Below are 17,885 nucleotides of genomic sequence, written 5' to 3'. Positions count from 1 at the left end.
AGCATCGCAGGTATCGCGAATCGACGCTATAGGGTTTACCCTCAATTGCTGCATCAGGGTGGGGAGTCCATGATGGACCCGGTCCAAGGCTACGGTTCCATCGATCGCAGCATGACTTCCCCCAAGTTCCTTCGCGGGGCACTTTTACTCCCCGCCGCCGCGTTGCTGTCCGGATGCAATACCGTCTTGATGTCGCCTTCGGGCGATCTCGCGGTAAGGCAGCGGGACATCATCATCGTCTCCACCGTCTTGATGTTGCTGATCATCGTTCCGGTGATCGTGCTGACATTGCTCTTTGCGTGGCGCTACCGCGCCTCGAACAAAAACGCGGTCTACACCCCCGAATGGGATCACTCGACGCTGCTCGAACTGCTCATCTGGGCCGCGCCGCTGCTGATTATCATCGCGCTCGGGGCGCTCACCTGGGTGAGCACGCACAAGCTCGATCCGTACCGCCCGCTTGAGCGCATCGACGCCAAACGCGATCTCCCGCCCGATACGCGAGCGCTCACGGTGCAAGTGGTCGCGATGGACTGGAAGTGGCTGTTCTTCTATCCCGATCAAGGCATTGCGACCGTCAACGAACTGGCGGCGCCGGTGGACCGGCCGCTCCGCTTCGAGATCACGTCGACCACGATGATGAACTCGTTCTTCGTGCCCGCACTGGCGGGTCAGATCTATGCGATGCCAGGCATGGAGACGAAGCTCCACGCCATCATCAACAAGCCCGGCATTTATGACGGTTTCTCAGCGAACTACAGCGGCGCAGGCTTCTCGGGCATGCGCTTCAAGTTCCACGGCCTCTCGGCAGACGATTTCGATGCGTGGGTGCAGCAGGTCAAGACAAAGGGCGACAACCTCACGCACGACAAGTACGCGGCGCTCGAGAAGCCGAGCGAATGGGTACCCGTGCATTACTACGGCGACGTGGCGCCCAATCTCTACGATGCGATTCTGAACCGCTGCGTGCAACCTGGGCAGCCTTGTCTGAAGGACATGATGGATCAGCCCAATCACCAGCACGCGAGCCGAGCGCCCGCAGGCAGAACCGATGCATTGCTTGCCGATGCAATGTGCACGGCGAAGAACACCGTGCAGTTCGCTTCCGGCGTGCGGCGCGCCCCTGGTGAGGGGCTCACGCAGTGACGCACACCGCGCGCAACCCCCGACAATGATGCGCCTCGCGCGCGAATGATTCCAGGCTCTCGCTTATGGACATCGTCAAGCTGATCTTCGGCCGCCTCACGCTCGAGGCGATCCCGTACCACGAACCGATCCTGCTCGCGACGTTTGCGGGCGTGGCGATCGGCGGCATTGCCGTACTAGGCGCCATCACGTACTTCAAACTGTGGGGCTATCTGTGGCGCGAGTGGTTCACGAGCATCGATCACAAGAAGATCGGCGTCATGTACGTGATCCTCGGCATCGTCATGTTGCTGCGCGGCTTTGCCGACGCCGCGATGATGCGTCTGCAACAGGCGGTCTCGTTCGGCGACAACATGGGGTATCTGCCACCGCATCACTACGATCAGATCTTCACCGCGCACGGCGTGATCATGATCTTCTTCGTGGCGATGCCGCTCGTGACCGGCCTCATGAACTTCGTGGTGCCGCTGCAAATCGGCGCACGCGACGTAGCATTTCCGTTTCTCAACAATTTCAGCTTCTGGATGACGACGAGCGGTGCCGTGCTCGTGATGATGTCGCTGTTCGTCGGCGAATTCGCCCGCACCGGCTGGCTGGCGTATCCGCCCTTGTCAGGCGTGCTGCAGAGTCCGGACGTCGGGGTCGATTACTACATTTGGGCACTCCAGATCGCCGGGATCGGCACCCTGCTCTCGGGGATCAACCTGCTCGTCACCATTGTGAAGATGCGCGCGCCGGGCATGTCGATGATGCGCATGCCGGTCTTCACATGGACCTCGCTGTGCACGAACGTGCTGATCGTGGCCGCGTTCCCGGTGCTGACCGCCGTGCTCGTGCTGCTGGCGCTGGATCGCTACGCGGGCACCAACTTCTTCACGAACGATCTCGGCGGCAACGCCATGATGTACGTGAACCTGATCTGGATCTGGGGCCACCCCGAGGTCTACATTCTCGTGCTGCCGGTGTTCGGCGTGTTCTCCGAAGTTGTCGCCACATTCTCCGGCAAGCGGCTGTTCGGCTACGCGTCGATGGTCTATGCGACGGTCGTGATTACCGTGCTGTCGTACCTCGTATGGCTGCACCACTTCTTCACGATGGGCTCTGGCGCCAGTGTGAATTCGTTCTTCGGTATCACCACGATGATCATTTCGATACCGACCGGGGCGAAGATATTCAACTGGCTGTTCACCATGTATCGCGGGCGTATCCACTTCGAGGTGCCGATGCTCTGGACGGTCGGCTTCATGGTGACGTTCGTCATCGGCGGCATGACCGGCGTGCTGCTCGCCGTACCGCCGGCGGACTTCTCGCTGCATAACGGCCTGTTTCTGATTGCGCACTTCCACAATGTGATCATCGGCGGCGTGATCTTCGGGGTCATGGCCGCGATCACCTACTGGTTTCCGAAGGCCTTCGGTTATCGTCTCGATCCGTTCTGGGGCAAGTGCTCGTTCTGGTTCTGGTTCATCGGCTTCTACGTCGCCTTCATGCCACTGTATCTGCTCGGTCTGATGGGCGTGACGCGCCGCGTGAGCCACTTCGACGATATGTCGCTGCAAATCTGGTTCCAGACCGCTGCCGTGGGCGCCCTGCTCATCGCCATCGGTATCGGCTGCTTCATCATCCAGCTCGTGGTGAGCTTCATGCGCCGCGAGCAACTGCGCGACAACACGGGCGACCCGTGGAATGGCCGCACGCTGGAGTGGTCGACGTCCTCGCCGCCGCCGGCCTACAACTTCGCCTTCACGCCGATCGTTCATGACAACGACGCCTGGTGGCAGATGAAGCAGCACGGCTTCAAGCGTCCAGAGACCGGTTTCATCCCGATTCACATGCCGAAGAACACAGGCGCGGGCATCGTCCTCGCGGGGCTCTCGACGGTCTGCGGCTTTGGGCTCATCTGGCACATGTGGCTGGTGGTGATCGTCGCGTTCGTGGCGCTGCTGGCGGTCGCGATCGGTCATACGTTCAACTATCACCGCGAGTACTACATCCCGGCCGATCAGGTCGAACACACGGAGGCATCGCGCACGCGACTGCTCGCCCAGAATGTCTGACACGACCGCTACCTTCCCGCCAGGGGGCGCCCCGCTCGGAGCCCAAGCCCCAAGCCCGCCGCGCGACGGCGAGTTGAAGTTCATGATGACGAGCGACTACCACCCGCCGGGTGGGACCTTGCTCGGCTTCTGGGTTTATCTGATGAGCGACTGTCTCGTCTTCGCCTGTCTGTTTGCGGCGTATGGCGTGCTCGGGCGCAACTACGCGGGCGGGCCGACCGGCGCGGAGCTGTTCGAGCTGCCGCTCGTGGCGGTGAATACGACTTTCCTGCTGCTCTCGTCGATCACCTACGGTTTCGCGATGCTTGAGATGCAGAAGCGCCACCAAAGCGCCGTGCTCGGCTGGCTGGCCGTCACCGGCGTGCTCGGCGCCGCGTTTCTCTCGCTGGAACTGTATGAATTCGCGACCTTCATTCACGAGGGCGCCGGACCGTGGCGCAGCGCGTTCCTGTCCTCGTTCTTCGCGCTGGTGAGCACGCACGGGCTGCACGTCACGTTCGGCATCATCTGGCTCATCACCCTGATGGCGCAGGTCGGCAAGCACGGCCTCACGGCGCCCAACCGCCGCCGTCTGATGTGCCTGTCGATGTTCTGGCACTTTCTCGACGTCGTGTGGATCGGCGTCTTCACGTTTGTCTATCTGATGGGAGCGTTGCCGTGAGCACCCACGACTCGACGTTGCACGATGCCGACGATCACGACCACGAACATGACGATGAGGGACCGCACAGTACCTTGCGCGGCTATACGACCGGCTTCATCCTCTCGGTCGTGCTTACCGCCATTCCGTTCTGGTTCGTGATGGGCGGTGTGTTCGAAAAATCGAGCACCACCGCCATCATGATTCTGTTTCTGGGCGCGATACAGATCGTCGTGCACATGATCTACTTCCTGCACATGAACGGGAAGTCCGAAGGCGGCTGGAACCTGTTGTCGCTGATCTTCACGATCGTGCTGGTGGTAATCACGCTGTCGGGCTCGCTATGGGTGATGTATCACCTGAACCAGAACATGATGCCGGGTATGATGCAGGATACGAAAAACCTTCCTTGAACGGCATTTCCCTTGAGCAGCAATCGACTTCATGATTCGGGGGGCGCACAGCGTCCCCCGCGCGCTTCCGGCGCGCCCGCCCGTCCCTCTCCCCTTCGGCTGGTCGTCCTCGGCGTCATCACGCTGGTATTGATCTCCGTGTTCGCCTCCCTCGGCACCTGGCAACTCCAGCGCCGCGCCTGGAAGCTCGATCTGATCGAGCGCGTCAATTCCCGCGTGCATGCACCGCCTGCCCCAGCCCCGGTGCGTTCGCAGTGGGCCGCCGTCAACGCGGCCGACGACGAATATCGTCACGTCTCGCTCACCGGCGCGTATCAGTTCGACAAAGACACGCTCGTGCAAGCCGTCACCGATCTGGGTGGCGGGTATTGGGTGCTCACGCCGCTGCGCACGCCTGACGGCGGCGAAGTGCTCGTCAACCGAGGCTTCGTGCCGCCCGGCTGGCAAGAAGCCGTGCCGCCCGCCCCGGCGGGCGAAGTCACCGTCACAGGTCTGTTGCGCATGCCCGAGCCGGGCGGCGGCTTCCTGCGCAAGAACGCACCGGCGGACAACCTCTGGTATTCGCGCGACGTCGCCGGCATTGCCGCCGCTCGCGGCCTGACGGCAACTGATGTGGCGCCGTACTTCATCGACGCCGACGGCAAGCCGGGTGCGGATGCTGGCGCCAACGCCGTCCGGGGCGACGCCGAAGCCGTCACCGGCAAGGCCCCCGCACGCGACTACCCTGTGGGCGGACTCACCGTCGTGCAGTTCCCGAACAACCACATGAGCTATCTGCTGACGTGGTACGCGCTGGCCCTCATGTCGGCGGTGGCCGGCGGGTTCGTCATCCGGCTCGAACTGCGCAAGCGCGCCGAGTAAAACCCGGAACGACGCGGACTCACGCGGCCGCCGCCGCAATGGCGTCGGCGATCCGCGTCGCAATCGCCGGCAGCCGTGCGTCGTCCAGCGCGGCGTAGCCAAGCACCAGTCCCGGGGCGATAACCTGCGACCGGGTGAACTCCGCCAGTCCTTCCACGAATACGCCCTGCCCACGCAGCGTCGCAACAAGCGCCGCCTCGTCGACGTGCAGGGGCAACCAAAGCAAGAAGTGAAAGCCTGCATGCTCGCCGGTAATGCGGCAGGGCGTCGTCATCCGTGCGCGAAGCGCATCGAGTAGTAGATTGCGGCGGCGCAGATAGACGCTGCGCGAAGCACGCAAATGCCGCGCGAAATCGCCGGCATCGATATAGCTCGCCAATGCCATCTGCTCGACGAGACTGTTGGCCCGCCCCGATGCCGAGCGAAGCGCGGCAATGCGGGTGAGCAACGCCGGAGGTGCCAGCAGATAACCGATGCGCAGCGACGGGAACAGCGACTTGTTGAAGCTGCTGCAATGAATCACGCGGGCGTGGGTATCGATGGCCTTGAGCGCCGGCAATGGCGCGCTGCCGTAGCTGAACTCGCTGTCGTAGTCATCCTCGACGATCCACACGTCGCGCGCCGCCGCCCATTCGAGCAGTTGCATACGCCGGTTGATCGACATGGTGGTACCCAGCGGCGCCTGATGCGCGGGCGTGACGTAGGCGATGCCCGGGCGAGCCGCCCCCGCACGATCTGCGGCCGCCACGACAAAGCCTTCGTCGTCGACCGGCACGCTCACGCAGCGCTGCGGCGGCACTTTGAGCAGCGACGCCAGATTCTTGTATCCGGGGTCTTCGAGATAGAACGCCGTGTTGTCGTCCGCCAGCACGTCGGTGACGAGATCGATCGCATGGCGGATGCCAGTCGTCACGACAATCTCGGCGGCGTCGCAAGCAATGCCGCGTGTCATGCGCACATATCGCGCGATACTCTCTCGCAGCGGCAAATAGCCGCGAGGATCGGTGTCCGTCAGCAACTCCGGGGTGACGGCGCGCAGCGCGCGGTTCATGTGTTTGCGCCACGTAGACAGAGAGAACAACGCGGCATCGACCGAACGGCCCGTCTTGAGCGCAATCGACGCGGCGTTTTCGGGTAACGGCACGATCGGCGTCCCAGCGGCCGGCATGGCGCGAGATGACGTCGCCGCCGTAGTCAAATCCGCCACGACCTCCGTGCCCGCGCCGACGCGGCTCGCCACATAGCCCTCGAGCGTCAATTGCTCGAAAGCCAGCGTAACGATGCCACGCGACACTCCCCATCGCTCCGCCAGCGTGCGCGTGGACGGCAACCTGTCGCCTCGCCGCAGCTCGCCCGCCACGATGCGTTCTCGCACACAGCGGTAGACCCAAGCCTGACGCGTCTCCTTCTCGTGACGGCCCGCAAGCGGCAATTCGAGCGATTGGCTGAGGTGTCGTCGGCGCATGGCAGTGGATATGTGGAGGGGGCGCAGGGATGGAAAAGGGCTCGCAAAGGCATGTGACGCCACACGGCAAACCCAAAGTGGCCCAATCAACAATGCAATAATTGGCGCTTCGAATTATACAAGTCAGACCGTATTCTTATCGCCGTGACGCTTGTGCCGCAGACTGCAACGCGACAAGTGGTCCCTCAAAGTCATGAAGATCAGTGGAGAGATTCGATGGAGTTGGCACAAAGAGAAGCGGTCGGGGCGAAGTTCAGCGCCGCCGCCATGCAACACGCTCAGGCTCTTACGTGGGAAGCGACCGAGAAGATCGCCGCGATCATCAGGCCCGGCATGCGCGAATCGGAAGCCATTGCCGCGAGCAAGGCGCTGCTCGACACGCTCGGCATGGATCGCATCTGGCATCCGGTACTGATTCGCTTCGGCAAGAACACCTTGCGCACGTTCAGTGAGCGCAGCGACGACGATCCGGTGCTCGGCAAAGACGACATCTACTTCGTCGACATCGGCGTGGTATTCGGTGCACACGAGGGCGATTGCGGCTTTACGCGCACGACCGGCACCGACCCCGAGATGCAACGCTGTGCCGACGACGCGAAGCGCCTGTTCGGCATCGTGCAGGATCACTGGCGCACCCACGGCGTGAGCGGCCAGGCCCTGTATGAGTTCGCGAAGCAGCAAGCCGAGGCGATGGGCTGGGTGCTCAACCTCGACATCAAAGGCCACCGCGTGAGCGACTTCCCTCACGCCATCTACAAGGCAGGCAAACTGGCCGACCTGACCGACACCCCCAGCGGGGGCCTGTGGATTCTGGAGATCCAGATCGCGCACCCGACGCGTGCGTTCGGCGCGTTCTATGAGGACTTGCTGGTCTGATTCGCCCCGCGAGCGGCATCGCACCAGGTTGCCGCTCGGCGCCGCCTTCGATCCAACTCCACTGCCATCCCGCGTAAAAGGGCATAAGGGCATAGGGGCGTAAGAGTGCAAAGACGCCTCATTGCGCTGACGCCAAGACCATGACGACGTGGTGACAGCGCAACAGCATCGGGGGGGGGAATCTAATCTTTTCGCCGCTTTGCGCCTCGCGATTCGCCCGATTTCGACGGACAATCCCTCGTCCACATCCGACCCTAAATATCGACAAACGCTTGCCGGTGAAGGCGCGAGCACATTCTGGCGAAATGTCCAGAGCCACCCGATATCGCGTTGTGGCCCGCCACCCGGACTTTTGGCACATCTTTCCCCAATTACCCGTTATGCGTTAACGTTCGATAGTCGACGGAACTTTTACGCACGTCAGTCATATGGCAGCGGAGACGTCGCCCCGGAACAGCGCCGGCCTCAGGCACTGTGCGCGGGCGAACTGCCGGTCGTGCGTCCGTCGCCGGTGCAGTGGAAGTTCCATTTATCCCGCTCAGACAAAAACCATAGAAGGACGATGAAAAACCCAACTCTCACCAAAGCGCTTCTGGCGACAGCCCTGGGCTGTGCGCTATTCAACGCTCACGCAGCCTCGCAAGCACCGGTCGGTGCCGAGAACGGGATGGTCGTCACGGCCCAGCACCTCGCGTCGAAAGTCGGCGTAGACGTGCTCAAGGCTGGCGGTAACGCCATCGACGCCGCCGTTGCCGTGGGTTATGCCCTCGCCGTGGTGTATCCAGCCGCAGGCAACATCGGCGGCGGCGGCTTCATGACGATCCAGCTCGCCGACGGCCGCAAGACCTTCCTCGACTTCCGCGAGAAGGCCCCGCTCGCCGCGACGGCGAACATGTATCTCGACAAGGACGGCAACGTCATCAAGGGGGCCTCCACCACCGGCTATCTGGCCGTGGGCGTGCCGGGCACCGTGTCGGGCATGGAGTACGCGCGCGAGAAGTACGGCACGAAGACGCGTCAGCAACTGCTCGCACCGGCCGTCACGCTAGCGGACAAGGGCTTCGTGCTCGATCAGGGCGATGTCGACATGCTGTGGACGTCGACCAAGGATTTCGAGAAGGACCGAGCCAACTCCGGCGCCATCTTCCTGAACAAGGGGCAGCCGTTCCAGCCGGGCGAGCGCCTGGTGCAGAAGGATCTCGCACGCACGCTCAAGCTGATCAGCGCCAAGGGCACCGACGGCTTCTACAAGGGTGAAGTCGCCAGCAAACTCGTGGCGTCGGTGAAGGCGGGCGGCGGCATCATCACGCAAGCGGACCTCGATCAATACAAGACGCGCGAACTGGCGCCCGTCGAGTGCGACTATCGCGGCTATCACGTGGTGTCGGCCCCGCCCCCCAGCTCGGGCGGCGTTGTGATCTGCGAGATCATGAACATCCTCGAAGGCTACCCGATGAAGGAATTGGGTTACCACTCGGCACAGGGGGTGCAGTACACCATCGAGGCGATGCGTCATGCGTACGTCGACCGCAACAGCTATCTGGGCGACCCGGACTTCATAAAGAACCCGATCGCGCAGTTGCTCGACAAGAACTACGCCGCCAAGATTCGCGCGGCCATCAACCCGCAGAAGGCCGGTATCTCGCAAGAGATCAAGCCGGGCGTGCCGCCGCATGAAGGCAGCAACACCACGCACTACTCGATCATCGACCGCGACGGCAACGCCGTGTCGGTCACCTACACGCTCAACGATTGGTTCGGCGCGAAGGTCATGGCCAACGGCACCGGTGTGCTGCTCAACGATGAAATGGACGACTTCACCGCCAAGGTGGGCGTGCCGAACCTGTATGGTCTGATTCAGGGTGAAGCGAACGCCATCGGTCCGGGCCGTCGTCCGCTGTCGTCGATGAGCCCGACTATTGTCACGAAGGATGGCAAACCGGTCATGGTCGTGGGTACGCCGGGTGGCAGCCGCATCATCACGGCAACGCTGCTGACGATGCTCAACGTCATCGACTACGGCATGAATCTGCAGGAAGCCGTCGATGCACCGCGCTTCCACCAGCAGTGGATGCCGGAAGCCACCAACATCGAGCGGTTCGCGCTGAGCCCGGACACACAGAAGATCCTCGAGAGCTGGGGTCAGAAGTTTGCCGGTCCGCAACCGGCGAACCACATCGCCGCCATTCTCGTCGGCGCGCCGTCGCTCGGCGGCAAGCCGATCGGCAAGAACCGTTACTACGGTTCGAACGATCCGCGCCGCAATACGGGTCTCGCACTCGGGTATTGAAGCATGACGTGATCCGGACGGAGTCCGGGTCCCGGTCAGCCGATGGGGCCGCTCGCGCGGCCCCATTTTTTTTTGCGAAGCCCTCAGCGACGGTGATCGACGCGACGCGCCAGCCGCTCGCCGGCGAACTGTACGAGCGTGACGAGTGCGACAAGAATGGCGATCACATTGAACATGACGCTCGTCTCGTAGCGCTCGTAGCCGTAGCGTACCGCCAGATCGCCCAAACCGCCCGCACCGACGGCACCGGCCATCGCCGACGCGCCGACCATCGCAATGACCGTCACCGTCGCGCCGCCCAGAATCGCGGGCAGTGCCTCGGGCAGCAACACATGCCGCACGATATGCCAGCGGCGGCAGCCCATCGCACGCGCCGCCTCGATCAGCCCCTGCTCGATTTCGCGCAGACCCACCTGCGTCACGCGAGCAAAGAACGGAATCAGGTGCACGGCCAGCGGCACCACGGCCGCCCATGTCCCCATCGTCGTGCCGACGATCCAGCGCGTGACGGGCAGCAATGCGACCAACAGAATGATGAACGGTATGGCGCGAAACAGGTTCACGACGACAGACAGCCCCCGGTTCAGCCGCGGTCGCGGCGCCAGACCGCCCGGTGCGGTGACGACCAGCACCACGGCCAGCAACATCCCTATCGCGAAGACGATGGCGCACGCACTGGTCACCATCAACAAGGTTTCGCCAAGCGCGCGCAGATATTTATCGATCATGGGCTTTCCGGGAAATTCAGAGGGCGTGAACCTGCGCCTGCGCACGCACCGCCGGCGACGCAAGCCGGCCTTGCCAGGCATGTTGAAGCGGACGCAGCAACGCACGTGTCGCGTCGGCCTGCGGATTCGCGAAGACGTCGTCGACCGTGCCCAATTCGACGATGCGTCCCTGATCGAGCACCAGCACGCGCTCGCACGCCTGATGAATCACGCCCATGTCGTGGGTGATGAGCACGACCGTCAGCCCGAACTCGCGCTGCACGTCGCCGAGCAGCGTGAGGATCGCATCGGTCGTCTCGGGGTCGAGTGCCGATGTCGCCTCATCGCATAACAAAATCTCGGGGCGATGCACGAGCGCCCGCGCAATACCGACGCGTTGCTTCTGTCCCCCCGAGAGCATCGCGGGATAGGCCTCGGCTTTGCCCGCCAGCCCCACGAGCGAGAGCAGTTCGTTCACGCGCGAGGCGATCTGTGCTTTGGGCACGCCCGCTACACGCAGCGGCAACGCAACATTCTCGAAGACAGTCTTCGCCGAAAGCAGATTGAAGTGCTGGAAGATCATGCCGACGCGGCGGCGCAGGCCCACGAGTGCGTCTTCGCCGAGTGTCGCGACATCGATGCCGTCAACCTTGACGTGTCCGCTGCTCGGCAGCTCTAGCGCATTGATCGTGCGCAGCAGCGTGGATTTCCCGGCGCCGCTGCGGCCGATGATGCCGAAGCTCTCGCCGCGTTGCACCGCAAACGAGATGTCTTGAAGCGCGGCGCTCGATGCCCCCGCGTAAATCTTGCCGAGCCCATCGAACGTGATGTGGGCAACTTCGCGTGCGGCCGCCGTGGGCAGCCGGGTGACGGGTGCCGTCGACGTGTGTCGGGTAGTCATCGCATGTTCCTCGCTGGTGACGTGTGGCGTCGCGTCCTGCCTCAGAACGCCGGGACCACCGAGCCCTGATACTTGGTCTCGATGAATTTGCGCACTTCTTCAGACTGATACGCCTTGACCAGCGGCGCGACCCACGCGGCGTTCTTGTCCTTCTCTCGCACGGCAATGATGTTCACGTAAGGATTGTTCGCGCGCTTTTCCACGGCGATGCCATCTCGCGTGGCGATGAGACCCACCTGATAGGCGAAGCTGTTGACAATGGCCGAGGCATCGACGTCGGGCAGCGAGCGGGCCAGCACGACCGAGGCGCTCTCGATGAAGTCGAGCTTACGCGGATTGGCCGTGACATCCGCGAGCGTTGCCGTGCCGGTGTACGGATCGAAACCGTCGCGCAATTTGATCAGGCCGTGGTCACGCAGAATCACGAGCGCACGGGTCTGATTGCTCGGGTCGTTCGGCAAGCCGATCTTCGCGCCCGTGGGCAACGCTTCAAGTGATTTGTACTTCTTCGAATAGAACGCGATGGGCGAAATCAGTGTGTCAGCCACCGCCACGATCTTGTAACCGCGTTGCTTGACCTGATCGCGCAGGAACGGAATGTGCTGGAACGAGTTGGCGTCGAGATCGCCGTTGTTGAGCGCTTCGTTCGGGCTCGCGGTGCCGGTGATCACTACGGGCTCGACGTTCAGACCGCGCGACTTCGCGACCTTCGCGACAACTTCCCAAATCTCCTCGTCGACACCACCACGCACGCCGACCTTGAGCGGCTTGTCGGCAGCATGCGCACCCATCGTCCCCATCGAGCCGATGGCCAGTGCGAGCGAGAAACTGCCGAGCAGGCGAAACAATTGGCGACGTTGCATGGATGATTCCTTTGGCTTTGGGTGTCGAAGGTGCAGATTCAGGTGAAGGCACAGTTTAGGAAATCGCCCTCGATACCGTCCAATAACCAAATGCGCAAAGCAAATACGGCGTGCAGCGCAGAGCATTCATACGCCGAAGGTTCGATATATGTGACTTTTTATGATGCGCCACCGGGAAACTCAGGAACTCCTCGGCGACACGCCGTCCAACAGGTTTCCCGTGTATTGCGTCTGTGTCCTGCATGGCGGTCACCGCCGTGCGAGGCGGTGCTCTTGCATACACGCGTCGACCGTCACCCTCTCACTACGGAGCCGCGCGAAGATGTCTACCCAGTGGTACCCGCTGCTCAGCCCCTGCCTGCCCCGTCTCTATGGTTTGACGCCGCGCGGCGTCGCGCTCGCACGTCTAGTGCTCTTCAGCGTGATACTGCTCATCGCGGGATTACCAGTGAGCGATGCCCTCGCCGCAACGGGCCATCACGCGAGCACCGGCAAGCGCCGCGACGATGCCGTCAAGAAAAAGAAAGCGACCGCGAAAAAACCGTCGAAGCCCCCCCATCGGAAAGCGGTGGCAGCGAGTACGTCTCGCAAGCGAACCGCGAGCCCTCGGGCAAAGGGGCCTGCAGGCCGTAAGGCCACAAAACCGCCGCGTGAGGCGAAAGCTGCGGTGAAACGTCCCTCTGCAGCGGCGAAGCGCAGTGCCGGGGCGAAGCGTTCGACAGCCGCAACCGTTGCCCGTGCTGCCCCCGCTGTCCCGGTTGCGGCTGCCAAGGTCCCCCATGCACAAGTCAGCACCGACGCGAAACCCAGGTTGCTTGCACGTTGCGGCTTTACGCCAGCGTCACGTAAGCGTCTGTTCTCGCGGGCTGTCTATATCGTCGACGAGAAAACGAACACGCCGCTGTTCGCGCACAATGCGGATCAGGTGAGGCCAATTGCATCACTGTCCAAGTTGATGACGGCCGTGGTCTGGCTCGATAGTAGGCCGGCGATGCGCGCCCCTCTCACCGTGACCAAGGCGGATCTCGATACGCTCAAGTACACGCATTCTCGTCTGGCCGTCGGGTCGACGCTCTCCCGCACCGACATGCTGCATATCTCGCTCATGGCATCGGAGAATCGTGCGGCCGCTGCATTGAGCCGCGACTATCCGGGCGGGCGCAAGGCGTTCATCTCTGCGATGAACGCCAAGGCTCGCGCCTTGAACATGCCGAACACACGCTTTGAAAATTCGACCGGATTGTCACCGCGCAATGTGTCGACGGCGCGCGAGCTGGCGCGTCTGGTGCGAGCGTCGAATGCGTATCCGCTCATTCGACGCTATTCAATCGATCACCAGCAACAGGTGCACACGGGCAAGGGACAATTGCAGTACGTCAATACGAACCGTCTCGTGCGTTTCGGGAAAGTGAATGCGAGTGTGCAAAAGACCGGCTTCATCAAGGAGTCGGGGCACAGCATGGTGATGCGCGTGATGGTGCACAACCGCCGGCCCGTCATTGTGACGATGCTCGGCAGCGACACCCCGGAAGGCTCGCGCCTCGACGGTGTGCGCATCGCCCATTGGTTGTCATGCTCGTTGCAGTGAAGCGCGCGCTCGCGGGAAAGTGAGCACCCGCCTCGGACTCGCCGGTTAGCGCCTGCGCGCGTGCCAACGGCTCCAGACGGCCGTTGCGAAGAGCAACAGCGCGCTCGCACCGATCACGGCGTTGAAGCCCTGATTGAAGGCCGTGTTCGCCACGCTCGTTAGCACATCGGCGAGCGCCGGTGGCAAATGCTCCGCGACCAACAGGGCTTCGTCGAGACTGTCGCGCACGGTGCCGGGCAATGCCGCTGTTTGCGGCACATCCATCGACCGGCCGTAGATGAACGTCAGCAGGCTGCCCATGAACGTCACGCCTAGCGCGCCACCGAGTTCATAAGAGACCTCTTCGACCGACGCCGCCATGCCGGCGCGCTCGGGCGGCGCACTCTGCATGATGGTGCTCGATGCAGCGGTAATCGTCGCACCGATGCCAAAACCAAGTATCGCCAGTGAGAGCACCGACAGCACAAGGCCCATGTCGAGGACCATGAGATAGCCCGCCATACCGAGCGCCGACGTCAGCAGTGCGATCGGCAACATCCTCGCAGCACCCATGCGTGGCAGCAGGCGCCCGGCAATCGGCCCGGCCACGAACGAGGCCAGCGCCAGCGGCATGATGGCCACTCCGGCGTCCAGCGGCGAATAGCCAAGAACCAGTTGCAGACGCTGGCTGAACACCAGTTCCATTCCGATCAACGCGGCAGCCGCCACCAACGCCGCGACCACCGCCCCCGAGAATGCCGGATTGCGGAAAAGGGCGAAGTCGAGCAGCGGATGCTCGCTGCGTTGCTGCCGGCGCACGAAAGCCCACAGGAAAACGGTGCCTACGATCAGTGCGGCAGCGAGCGCCGGCCAATCCGGAGACGGCTTGCCAGCGCTCTTGATCGCGTATGTCAGCCCGATCAGGCCGACCATGAAGAGCAGCGACCCGAACCAGTCCCACGGTTGCGTCGAGGTCGCACCGCCCTTCGGAATGAGCCACCAAGCGAGCGGCAGTGCGACCAGCACGATGGGCACGTTGATCAGGAAGACCGATCCCCACCAGAAATGCTCGAGCAACGCACCGCCGACGATCGGCCCGAAGGCCGCACCACCGGAGGCGACCGACGCCCAGATGCCGATAGCGAGTGCTCGCTCGTGTGCATCGGCAAACGTCAGGCGGATCAGCGACAAGGTCGCGGGCATCATCATGGCCGCACCGACGCCAAGGAATGCGCGCGCGCCGATCAGGAAGTTGGCGTTAGCGGCGAATGCCGCCGCGAGCGACGCCACACCGAAAACCACCAGTCCGGCAAGAAAAAGACGCTTGTGGCCAAGTCGGTCGCCCAGCGTGCCCATGCCAAGCAGCAGGCCTGACACGACAAGGGCGTAGGCGTTGACGATCCACAGCTTGGCGGAGGCCGTCGCGGCGAGATCGTGGGTCAGGCGAGGCAATGCCGTATAGAGCACCGTCATGTCGATCACGATGAGCAGCAGCGCCACCGAGACAACGGCAAGCACCAGCCAGCGACGCGCGCCGCTCGACTCGTTTATCGGATGCGATGAAGTATGCAGACTAGACATCGGAAAGCTCCTTTTACTGCGCGGCCCCGTTCCCGTTGGGAGTGCGCACGTTCTCTTCTTATCTTTTAGGGGAGCCCGAATCATCCATCAATAAATCAATTAAGAAAAGTTGGATTCCATCAAATAATTAGATGGGATGTCGATGCTTTGGAATTAACCATTTGCCAGATCGAATCGAAGTCAGTTAGTAGCAGCTTCCATCCTTCGGGAAAAATGAAATTCGAACGGTCGTTCTATGTCGGCCGTCAAGACTGGCGGCGCACCACGGGGGCGCATACAATTTGCGCCACTCATTCTCATTGGGCGAAAAATCCCCCCCGATTCATACATGGCATCTCACCCGACCCGAATTCCCGACGCCGTCTCGCTCCCCGAGTTGACGGTGCGTGGCGTGATCCTCGGCGCCCTGATCACCGTGGTGTTCACCGCGTCCAACGTCTACCTCGGCCTGAAAGTCGGGCTGACGTTCTCCTCATCGATTCCCGCAGCCGTCATCTCCATGGCAGTGCTGCGCGCACTGCGTGGCGGCAACATCCTCGAGAACAACATGGTGCAGACGCAGGCGTCTGCGGCCGGCACGCTCTCGTCGATCATTTTCGTGTTGCCCGGTCTGTTGATGATTGGTCACTGGCAGGGCTTTCCGTTCGGCTTGACGCTTGCGATCTGCGCGTCGGGCGGCATACTCGGCGTGCTGTTCACCATTCCGCTGCGGCGTGCGATGGTTGTCGACAGCAATCTGCCCTACCCCGAAGGGGTGGCGGCGGCGGAAATTCTGCGCGTTGGCAGTGAAGGAGACGATGTCGCGTCGGTTGACGCAAAGGCTTCGCCGGCAAGACGCGAGGGGGCCAACGAAGCCAGTGGCGTGCGAGAAATCGCATTCGGCGGTGTAGTGTCCGCACTGTTTGCGTTCGCGACGGGCGGGTTGAGAGTATTGGGCGAGAGCATTACGGCGTGGATTCCGGCCGGCACTGCGGTCTTCCGTCTGACGACCGGTTTCTCCCTCGCATTGATCGGTGCCGGTTATCTCATCGGCATTGTTTCGGGCTTGGCGATTTTGCTTGGCATCGTCTTTAGCTGGGGCATTGCCGTGCCGGTGCTGACATCCGTGACCCCCAACACCGATGGCCAGGCGATTGCCGCGTTTGCCAATGGTCTTTGGCAACATAAGGTGCGGTTCATCGGTGCGGGTGTCATCGGCGTGTCAGCCATCTGGACACTCATTACGCTCGCGAAACCGATGGTCGATGGCGTGAAGACGTCGTTCACTGCACTGGGACAGTCACGCGGCGCGCGCGGCAGGGGCACCGCGTTGGGACGCACCGAGCAAGACCTCTCGCCATATTGGGTGATCGGGCTCACGCTTGTATGCGTGGCCGTGTGGGTCGTCACATTCGGCGTGTTTCTCGCGGAGGCGCCTTTGTCGTTTGGCACCATTGCGACGCTGGTGGCCTGTAGCGTGGTGTTTGCGGTGGTCTTTGGCTTTCTCGTCGCGGCAGCCTGCGGCTATATGGCCGGATTGGTGGGGTCGTCGGCCAGCCCGATTTCGGGTATCGGGATCGTTGCGGTGATGCTTGTCTCGCTGCTGATTCTCAGTGTCAGTCAGGCAAGCGGGTTGCTCGACACGAGCGAGGGTAGCAAACTCGCGATTGCGCTGGCGCTGTTCACGACGTCAGCCGTCATCGCCATTGCGACGATTTCGAACGACAACCTGCAGGATCTGAAGACGGGTTGGCTTGTGGGCGCCACGCCGTGGCGTCAGCAGGTGGCGCTGCTCATCGGCTGTGTGATCGGCGCCGCGGTGATTCCGCCGGTGCTGAACCTGCTGTACAACGCCTATGGCTTTGTCGATGCGCTGCCGCGTCCGGGTATGGACCCATCGCAAGCGCTTTCCGCGCCGCAGGCGATTTTGATGACGGCCATTGCGAAGGGCATCTTCACACACCAGCTCGACTGGTCGATGCTTGGCATTGGCGCATTGCTCGGGCTCGTGTTGATCGCCATCGATGCGGTGCTGGCCAAGCGAGGCGGCGTCGCGCGTTTGCCGGTGATCGCCGTAGGTATCGGCATTTATTTGCCACCCACGATTGGTTCCGTGCTGGTGATTGGCGCACTGTTGGGCTGGATCGCACAGCGCGTGTTGAAAGCGCGTGCGAAGGCGCAGGGCAAAGACTATGGTCCGTTTGCTGAGGCGGCTGAACGACGTGGTGTGTTGCTCGCGTCGGGCTTGATCGTCGGTGAGAGTCTTGTCGGTGTGGCGATGGCAATGGTCGTTGGCTTCACCGGCTCCGACTCCCCGTTGGCCATCGTGGGGAATGGCTTTGCCCCGACAGCCGAATGGCTCGCGCTGGTCGTGTTTGCAAGTATTTGCGTAGTTCTGGTTCGACGCGTTATTGCGACAACGCGGTAACGTGATAACGAGCAAGCTCAGGCTAGTTCGTTAGAAAGCTAGTTTGTTGGTGATTTAGATTTTGGCTCTAGGCCGTGAGCCGCTGGATGTTCGATCGGCATCGAGCGGCTC

The 17,885-nt window shown here is 62.4% G+C and carries 13 protein-coding genes and 1 pseudogene; 9 read left to right on the top strand and 5 right to left on the bottom strand.

Features of this window, described 5'->3' with window-relative positions; genetic code table 11:
• Positions 1-69: 69 nt before the first annotated feature.
• The 5 genes from cyoA (at position 70) to PHO31112_RS02855 (ending at position 5,117) form a co-directional block, all read left to right on the top strand.
• Complete coding sequence (gene cyoA / locus PHO31112_RS02875; RefSeq protein ID WP_150619088.1) at positions 70-1,146, top strand: ubiquinol oxidase subunit II; 1,077 nt, start codon at positions 70-72, stop codon at positions 1,144-1,146.
• A 65-nt stretch (positions 1,147-1,211) separates the two neighbouring features.
• Positions 1,212-3,203 carry a cytochrome o ubiquinol oxidase subunit I gene (gene cyoB, locus PHO31112_RS02870; protein ID WP_150619087.1) on the top strand — a complete coding sequence of 664 codons (1,992 nt, stop codon included), beginning with the start codon at positions 1,212-1,214 and terminating at the stop codon, positions 3,201-3,203.
• Positions 3,196-3,864, top strand: coding sequence for a cytochrome o ubiquinol oxidase subunit III (cyoC, locus tag PHO31112_RS02865; protein WP_150619086.1), 669 nt, complete (start codon positions 3,196-3,198; stop codon positions 3,862-3,864). The genes cyoB and cyoC overlap by 8 nt, the downstream gene beginning before the upstream one ends.
• Positions 3,861-4,256 (top strand): cytochrome o ubiquinol oxidase subunit IV, encoded by a 396-nt coding sequence (gene cyoD / locus PHO31112_RS02860; protein ID WP_150619085.1) that lies wholly within the window; start codon positions 3,861-3,863, stop codon positions 4,254-4,256. The genes cyoC and cyoD overlap by 4 nt, the downstream gene beginning before the upstream one ends.
• Positions 4,257-4,268: 12 nt before the next feature.
• Positions 4,269-5,117 carry an SURF1 family protein gene (locus PHO31112_RS02855; RefSeq protein WP_425495148.1) on the top strand — a complete coding sequence of 283 codons (849 nt, stop codon included), beginning with the start codon at positions 4,269-4,271 and terminating at the stop codon, positions 5,115-5,117.
• A gap of 19 nt (positions 5,118-5,136) precedes the next feature.
• Here the strand turns inward: PHO31112_RS02855 and pdxR are convergent, their stop codons facing one another.
• Positions 5,137-6,582 (bottom strand): MocR-like pyridoxine biosynthesis transcription factor PdxR, encoded by a 1,446-nt coding sequence (pdxR, locus tag PHO31112_RS02850; RefSeq protein WP_150619084.1) that lies wholly within the window; start codon positions 6,580-6,582, stop codon positions 5,137-5,139.
• Positions 6,583-6,798: 216 nt separating this feature from the next.
• Here pdxR and PHO31112_RS02845 point away from each other — a divergent pair, with 216 nt between their 5' ends.
• Complete coding sequence (locus PHO31112_RS02845; protein ID WP_150619083.1) at positions 6,799-7,458, top strand: M24 family metallopeptidase; 660 nt, start codon at positions 6,799-6,801, stop codon at positions 7,456-7,458.
• Positions 7,459-8,020: 562 nt separating this feature from the next.
• Positions 8,021-9,748, top strand: coding sequence for a gamma-glutamyltransferase (gene ggt / locus PHO31112_RS02840; RefSeq protein ID WP_150619082.1), 1,728 nt, complete (start codon positions 8,021-8,023; stop codon positions 9,746-9,748).
• An 83-nt stretch (positions 9,749-9,831) separates the two neighbouring features.
• Here ggt and PHO31112_RS02835 read toward each other — a convergent pair whose 3' ends face one another.
• The 3 genes and pseudogenes from PHO31112_RS02835 to PHO31112_RS02825 form a co-directional block, all read right to left on the bottom strand.
• A complete protein-coding gene (locus tag PHO31112_RS02835; RefSeq protein WP_150619081.1) occupies positions 9,832-10,476 on the bottom strand; it encodes a methionine ABC transporter permease in 645 nt (214 codons plus the stop codon).
• 76 nt (positions 10,477-10,552) lie between these two features.
• Positions 10,553-11,356, bottom strand: a pseudogene (locus tag PHO31112_RS02830) (methionine ABC transporter ATP-binding protein); the annotation flags it as partial.
• Positions 11,357-11,397: 41 nt separating this feature from the next.
• Complete coding sequence (locus tag PHO31112_RS02825) at positions 11,398-12,219, bottom strand: MetQ/NlpA family ABC transporter substrate-binding protein (RefSeq protein ID WP_150619079.1); 822 nt, start codon at positions 12,217-12,219, stop codon at positions 11,398-11,400.
• Positions 12,220-12,541: 322 nt separating this feature from the next.
• On the opposite strand from PHO31112_RS02825, the gene PHO31112_RS02820 reads away from it, so the two are divergent.
• A complete protein-coding gene (locus PHO31112_RS02820; protein ID WP_150619078.1) occupies positions 12,542-13,807 on the top strand; it encodes a serine hydrolase in 1,266 nt (421 codons plus the stop codon).
• Positions 13,808-13,852: 45 nt separating this feature from the next.
• Here PHO31112_RS02820 and PHO31112_RS02815 read toward each other — a convergent pair whose 3' ends face one another.
• Positions 13,853-15,367, bottom strand: coding sequence for an MFS transporter (locus PHO31112_RS02815; RefSeq protein WP_150619077.1), 1,515 nt, complete (start codon positions 15,365-15,367; stop codon positions 13,853-13,855).
• Between the two features lie 328 nt (positions 15,368-15,695).
• Here PHO31112_RS02815 and PHO31112_RS02810 point away from each other — a divergent pair, with 328 nt between their 5' ends.
• Positions 15,696-17,774, top strand: a complete 2,079-nt coding sequence (locus PHO31112_RS02810) for an OPT family oligopeptide transporter (protein ID WP_150619076.1) — start codon at positions 15,696-15,698, stop codon at positions 17,772-17,774.
• Positions 17,775-17,885: the final 111 nt, after the last annotated feature.

Source organism: Pandoraea horticolens (genome assembly GCF_902459555.1).
Lineage (GTDB): Bacteria > Pseudomonadota > Gammaproteobacteria > Burkholderiales > Burkholderiaceae > Pandoraea > Pandoraea horticolens.
The sequence above is the reverse complement of the archived record's forward strand: the minus strand, read 5'-3'. Positions and strand labels throughout refer to the sequence as shown.

Coding starts and splice junctions, on each gene's coding strand:
- pdxR (WP_150619084.1), bottom strand. CDS start 6,582: ATGCGCCGACGACACCTCAGCCAATCGCTCGAATTGCCGCTTGCGGGC.
- ggt (WP_150619082.1), top strand. CDS start 8,021: ATGAAAAACCCAACTCTCACCAAAGCGCTTCTGGCGACAGCCCTGGGC.
- PHO31112_RS02845 (WP_150619083.1), top strand. CDS start 6,799: ATGGAGTTGGCACAAAGAGAAGCGGTCGGGGCGAAGTTCAGCGCCGCC.
- PHO31112_RS02825 (WP_150619079.1), bottom strand. CDS start 12,219: ATGCAACGTCGCCAATTGTTTCGCCTGCTCGGCAGTTTCTCGCTCGCA.
- PHO31112_RS02835 (WP_150619081.1), bottom strand. CDS start 10,476: ATGATCGATAAATATCTGCGCGCGCTTGGCGAAACCTTGTTGATGGTG.
- cyoB (WP_150619087.1), top strand. CDS start 1,212: ATGGACATCGTCAAGCTGATCTTCGGCCGCCTCACGCTCGAGGCGATC.
- PHO31112_RS02815 (WP_150619077.1), bottom strand. CDS start 15,367: ATGTCTAGTCTGCATACTTCATCGCATCCGATAAACGAGTCGAGCGGC.
- cyoA (WP_150619088.1), top strand. CDS start 70: ATGATGGACCCGGTCCAAGGCTACGGTTCCATCGATCGCAGCATGACT.
- cyoC (WP_150619086.1), top strand. CDS start 3,196: ATGTCTGACACGACCGCTACCTTCCCGCCAGGGGGCGCCCCGCTCGGA.
- PHO31112_RS02810 (WP_150619076.1), top strand. CDS start 15,696: ATGGCATCTCACCCGACCCGAATTCCCGACGCCGTCTCGCTCCCCGAG.
- PHO31112_RS02820 (WP_150619078.1), top strand. CDS start 12,542: ATGTCTACCCAGTGGTACCCGCTGCTCAGCCCCTGCCTGCCCCGTCTC.